Annotated in this window: 5 protein-coding genes; 4 read left to right on the forward strand and 1 reads right to left on the reverse strand. The window is 65.0% G+C overall.

Translation table 11 applies throughout. The features are described 5' to 3' along the window. Window positions 1-181, forward strand: a 181-nt coding sequence (locus BQ4436_RS00030; protein ID WP_255366065.1) for a PfkB family carbohydrate kinase, incomplete at its 5' end; no start/stop codon positions are given. Here the strand turns inward: BQ4436_RS00030 and BQ4436_RS00035 are convergent. Then, window positions 161-1,375 (reverse strand): alpha/beta fold hydrolase, encoded by a 1,215-nt coding sequence (locus tag BQ4436_RS00035; protein WP_070975093.1) that lies wholly within the window; start codon window positions 1,373-1,375, stop codon window positions 161-163. The genes BQ4436_RS00030 and BQ4436_RS00035 overlap by 21 nt on opposite strands. Window positions 1,376-1,411: 36 nt before the next feature. Here BQ4436_RS00035 and BQ4436_RS00040 point away from each other — a divergent pair, with 36 nt between their 5' ends. Genes BQ4436_RS00040 through BQ4436_RS00050 form a run of 3 tightly spaced genes read left to right on the forward strand, consistent with a single transcriptional unit; the run spans window position 1,412 to window position 4,712 of the window. After that, entirely contained in the window at window positions 1,412-2,071 is a 660-nt protein-coding gene (locus BQ4436_RS00040; protein ID WP_070478029.1) for an aldose epimerase family protein, read from the forward strand. Further along, complete coding sequence (locus BQ4436_RS00045; RefSeq protein ID WP_070478030.1) at window positions 2,055-2,828, forward strand: CPBP family intramembrane glutamic endopeptidase; 774 nt, start codon at window positions 2,055-2,057, stop codon at window positions 2,826-2,828. The genes BQ4436_RS00040 and BQ4436_RS00045 overlap by 17 nt, the downstream gene beginning before the upstream one ends. Before the next feature lie 27 nt (window positions 2,829-2,855). Further along, window positions 2,856-4,712: a BCCT family transporter gene (locus BQ4436_RS00050; protein WP_070975095.1), complete on the forward strand. Its 1,857-nt coding sequence runs from the start codon at window positions 2,856-2,858 to the stop codon at window positions 4,710-4,712. The last annotated feature ends 217 nt before the right edge of the window (window positions 4,713-4,929 follow it).

Consider the following 4,929-nt stretch of genomic DNA (forward strand, 5'->3'; position numbering starts at 1 on the left):
CGTCGACACCGTCGGCGCTGGCGACGCGTTCGCCGGCGCGCTGTGCCACCGACTCGTCGAGGGCGACACGCTGGATGAGGCCGCGAAGGTCGCGGCGAAGGTCGGCGCAATCGCGGTGACCAAGCCGGGTGCCCAGCCCTCCTACCCAAGCGCCGCCGAGCTAGACGCCTACGATTTCTAGCAACTTGCCCAGCACGGCCTCGCCGTGTTTGCGCAGCCCGTCGTGCTGCATGTGGTCGTTTTCCCACACGTTGATGCCGAGTGCCTCGGCGGTCTCGAGGGAGAACTGGCGCGGCACGTACATATCCTGCGTATAGACGGCCGCCGCGGTCCGAATCCCGTGGTCGGCTGCGTTGAACCCTGCAGCCCCGGCGTAAAGGTTGGGCCAATCGTCCTTGGCCGCCAGCTCGTGCGCTGCCTGTTTGAAGGGGCGCAGCGCCGGGTCCTCGTCGAATTGGAACGGGAAGACGTGCTCGCCGGTGAGCAACCCTTCGCCGGCGCCGAAGCCGGGAGTGCGCTCGGCGACGCGCTGCGCCGACCACGCGGTCGCACCCGGTACGGTACCGCCGTAGATGGATTCGTGGATCACCCCGTAGAGCGGGCCAGACTCGTAGCTGACCAGCGCGCCGATCTGCGCAAGCACGTCCGTGCGCATCGCACCATTCGGGTGGAAGGGGGCCTCGAGCAGCGCCGCGATCGTGCCTGCGCCGCCCTCCTGCCCCAACAGCGTGCCGATGGTCCGGAAACGCCGCGCGCTCAGCCGCTCCCCGGTTGGCAGGAACTCCTCGCGCTGCTCGAGGTGCTCGCACACCTCCGCGATGCGCTCCTGCGCCCACGGCACTGCCTCGAAGAGCTCCTCGTGGCGGGCCCGCACGGTGGCGAACGTCGCCTCGTACACCTCGTCCACGCCCCTGCTGATCGAGGGCAACCCACCCGTAAACAGCGCCGCACGCAGCGAGTCCGGGTAGCGCAGCATGTAGTGCACCAGGCAGAACCCGCCGAAGGACTGGCCCAGCACGTCCCACTGCGCCAGCCCCAGCGTGCGGCGCAGCGCTTCCGCGTCGTCCACGATGACGTCGGCGCGAAGACGGGTGAAGTCGATGGTGGCGTCGCCAAGCATGGCGCGATCGATGCGGGAGGAGCGGCCCGTGCCGCGCTGATCCAGCAGCACCACCTGGTAGCCGCGCTTGGTGGCGTACTCGATCCACTCGAAGCGCTCGCGTGGGCTCGGGAAACCTGGGCCGCCCTGGAGGAAGAGCAGCGCCGGCGCGTCCTTCGCGGTCGTGGCGCTGCGCACGATGCGCGCGAACAGCTGCACCCCCTCGCGCTCGAAGGGGACATCAACGCAGTGGAGAGAGGAAGCAAACAGAGACATGGCCCTTATGCTATACCCCCACTAGCATTGGGAGCCGTGACGCAACCACTGTTTTTTCATTCCCAGCACAATCCGGCCCACGGAGGCATCCCAGTTGTTGCCCCGTGGTTCGCACAGACCCTCGGCGAGCAGATGCACGGCTGGGCAACCAGCCTCGAGTGGCAACACGACGGCGACACGATGCGCGTGAGCCACGACAACTTCCACCTCGTCTTCCGCAGCCAGCTTGACGACGCCCGCTCGCGCTTCGAACTGACCATCACCAACGGGGCGACCACCCCGCGGCCCGTCCAGATCGCGCTGCACCCCTACTGGGCCTGCGACGCGGCAACCGCGGAGCTCTCGGGTGTCCAAGGCTCCCGCTTCCTCGACAAAACCGACGGCGAGTTGAAGACGGTGGAGGGCCCGCTGCGCTTCGGCAACGAAACCGACGCCGTGATTGCCGGAGCGACCAGCGCCGTCCTCCGCGACGCCACGCGCGAGCTCACGTTTACCTGCACCGGCACCGACCACCTCGTGGTGTGGAACCCCGGCCCCGACGTCTGCCGCGACGCCGAGGACCTCGGCGACGACGACTGGGCGCACTTCGTGTGCGTGGAGCCAGCGCTGCTCGGCGAAGACCGCCGCGGCGTGACCCTGATCCCGGGTGCTTCCGCGAGCATCGCGCTGGAGGTCGCCGTTGCAGCCCTACCCTGAGTACCACCTCCTCGCCGCTGAACGGCCGTGGTGGCGCGCGCTCATAGAGGCGCTGCTGCTCGTAGCGTTCTTCCTCACGCTGACGCTGGCTGCCTTCTTCTTCCTGGACGCCACCGGCGACATGGAATCTCAGCTGGCCATCGTGCTCAGCCTTGCGCTGACGCTGCCGGCGGCGTTCCTCGCAGCACGGGTGGCCGGACGCGATCCGGCGCTGCTCGTCAGCGTGGCGGGCCGCGTGCGCTGGCCAATCGTGCTTCGCAGCAGCCTGGTCATGCTGGTACTGTTCGGCCTGACCACGCCGTGGGAAGACATCGACCTCACGCCAATCCTGCTGATGTACGTGCTCATCACGCCGTTTCAGGCGGCGTCGGAAGAGTTCATGTTCCGCGGCGCTATCCCCCAGATCGTCGGCACGTGGGTGCGCTCGCCGTGGGTGGCGTACGCGGTACCGGTCATCCCCTTCGTGGCGTTGCACGAGTACAACTGGATCGGACTTACCGACATCCTCGTGTTCACCATCTGCGTCTCCGCCCTTGTCTGGTACACCGGCGGACTCGAGGCCGCAGTGGTGATGCACGCGTTTAATAATATCTCTGTTTTCTTCATCGAACCCGACGCCAGCCCCACCGAGCTTGGGTGGGTTGACCTGGCGTTTTCTTCCGCATTCACCATCGGTACAACGCTGCTCCTCCTGGCTATCAACCGCCGAAAACGTCCGGACCCAACTAGCCATATCGTCCCGGATGCGGTTAACTAAGAGACTCACAATCTCAAGGAGCACCTCATGTCCAGCACCAATGCTGCACCCGCCTACCCCGACGACATGCACCCCGGACTCGTCCCCGGGATCAGCGTAGAAGAACAACGCAACCGATTCGGGGTGGACAAACTCGTCTTCGGTGTCACAGCGGTGCTCATCGTCGCGTTCATCATTTGGGGCATCGCCGCCCCAGACACCGTCGGCGAAGTCGCCGGCAACGCACTGAACTGGGGCATGTACAACTTCGGCTGGCTGTTTAACATCATCATGTCCGGCTGCGTCGTCCTGATGCTCGTCATCGCGTTCTCACGCTTCGGCACCATCAAGCTCGGCAAGGACGACGAGGAACCGGAGTACTCCTTCTTCTCCTGGATCGCCATGATGTTCGCGGCAGGTATTGGCGTCGGCATCTTCTTCTTCGGCCCCTCCGAACCCCTCAACCACTACATCACCCCACCACCGCTGACTGTCGACGCCGAAACCCCCGAAGCCCTGCACCAAGCCATGGCGCAGTCCCACTTCCACTGGGGCGTTTCACCGTGGTCAGCCTACGCACTCGTCGGCGGTGCCCTCGCCTACTCGACGTACCGCCGCGGCCGCGTCTCCCTCATGTCCTCCATCTTCACCCCGCTGACCAAGGGTGGTGCCGCGTGGACCGGAAAGATCGTCGACATCCTCGCGATCGTCGCCACCCTCTTCGGCACCGCGGCCTCCCTCGGCGTTGCGTCCCTGCAGATCACCGAGGGCGTCTCCATCGTCGGCGGCATCGAGGTGTCCACCGGCGTGCTCATCGCCATCGTGATGCTGCTGTCTACCGGCTTCATGATCTCGGCCGTCTCCGGCGTGTCCAAGGGCGTGCGCATCCTCTCCAACATCAACATCACGCTGACACTCGGCGCGATCTTCTTCGTGTTCGTCACCGGCCCGACCCTGTTCCTCACGAACCTGATCCCGTCCGGCACGATCGCGTACGTCGACAAGTACATGGACATGGCGTCCCGTTCGCTGACCTGGGGCACGGAAACCCTCGACTTCCAGTCGGCCTGGACCGCCTTCTACTGGGCATGGTGGATCGCGTGGACCCCGTTCGTCGGCATGTTCATCGCCCGCATCTCCCGCGGCCGCACGCTGCGACAGTTCGTCATCGTCACCATCGTCGTACCGACGACCGTGCTCATCCTCGCGTTCACCATCTTCGGCGGCACCACCATCTCCTTCAACCGGGACAACATCCCAGGTTTTGACGGCACCAGCTCCACCGAAAGCGTCCTCTACGCCATGTTTGAGCAGCTACCGCTGTACAGCATCACCTCGGTGCTCCTGATCGTCATCCTCTCGATCTTCTTCATCACCTCAGCCGACTCCGCCTCCGTCGTCATGGGCACCATGTCTTCCAAGGGCGACCCGGCACCGAAGAAGCTCATCGTGTTGTTCTGGGGCGCATGCATGATGGGCATCGCCGTCGTCATGCTGCTCACCGGCGGCGAAGACGCGCTGTCCGGCCTGCAGTCCCTGACCATTCTCTCCGCGCTGCCCTTCTCCGTCATCCTGATCTTCATCGGCATCGCCTTCCTGCGGGATCTCTCCACCGACCCACTCGCGATCCGCAACACCTACGCGCGCTCCGCGATGCGCGCCGCTGTGATCAAGGGCCTCGAAGAATACGGCGACGACTTCGAACTCACCGTCAACCAAGCCGACGAAGGCAAGGGCGCCGGCGCCGACTTCGACTCCACCGCCGCCCACGTCACCGACTGGTACCAGCGCACCAATGAGGACGGCGAAAACGTCGGCTACGACTACGAAACCGGCACCTGGGCCGACGGCTACGAAGCCGAAGACTCCGATTCTGAGTCTGAGTCTGGGGCCAAGAAGGACTAGCTCGGCAGGGCGCCGACCAGCTCGGCTCATCAGCGCCCTTTGCGCAAATGGGAGTAACAGGATTGTAGTAATCCGGATTTTGGGAGGGGAGGGAGCGCGGACATTTCGTTGGAGTGTTGAGGGCTGGAAGGTATTCCGATGCCCGCAAAGTTCCCCGACACCGTCCGCGAGTCCGCGGTCGACAAGTACTTCGAAGGCATGACCACCCCCGAGGTCT

This window comes from Corynebacterium sp. MC3, assembly GCF_900099485.1.
GTDB classification, from domain to species: domain Bacteria; phylum Actinomycetota; class Actinomycetes; order Mycobacteriales; family Mycobacteriaceae; genus Corynebacterium; species Corynebacterium pseudogenitalium.

Coding starts and splice junctions, on each gene's coding strand:
- BQ4436_RS00050 (WP_070975095.1), top strand. CDS start 2,856: ATGTCCAGCACCAATGCTGCACCCGCCTACCCCGACGACATGCACCCC.
- BQ4436_RS00035 (WP_070975093.1), bottom strand. CDS start 1,375: ATGTCTCTGTTTGCTTCCTCTCTCCACTGCGTTGATGTCCCCTTCGAG.